At 44.9% G+C, this 287-nt stretch carries 1 pseudogene; it reads left to right on the top strand.

Going from position 1 to position 287, the window contains the following annotated elements:
• Positions 1-287: pseudogene (locus AB4512_RS23490) on the top strand (AraC family transcriptional regulator); the annotation flags it as partial.

Below are 287 nucleotides of genomic sequence, written 5' to 3'. Positions count from 1 at the left end.
AAACCATTTTGGTTTGTCATGTTGTGTGCATTTATGATTACTGTCGTTGGGCTACGTTGGACGTTTGATATTGCACTGTTCCGTTTCTTACAACCGGTTCTAGGGGCAAGTGTACCGGTGGCTGCGTGGCTCTGCTTTGCGGGAGCTCATCGAAGTAAACCTTTGTCTCTTTTGCATTGCTTAGGCCCAGTCGTTGTTCTGGTTGGCTCCTTTTCTTATTCGTATATTTGGGATGGAACGATTGATCTATTGTTGATCTCGCTATATCTCAGCTATGGCTGCTTGTT

This window comes from Vibrio sp. 10N.222.52.B7, assembly GCF_041474275.1.
Taxonomy (GTDB): domain Bacteria; phylum Pseudomonadota; class Gammaproteobacteria; order Enterobacterales; family Vibrionaceae; genus Vibrio; species Vibrio crassostreae_C.
The sequence above is the reverse complement of the archived record's forward strand: the minus strand, read 5'-3'. Positions and strand labels throughout refer to the sequence as shown.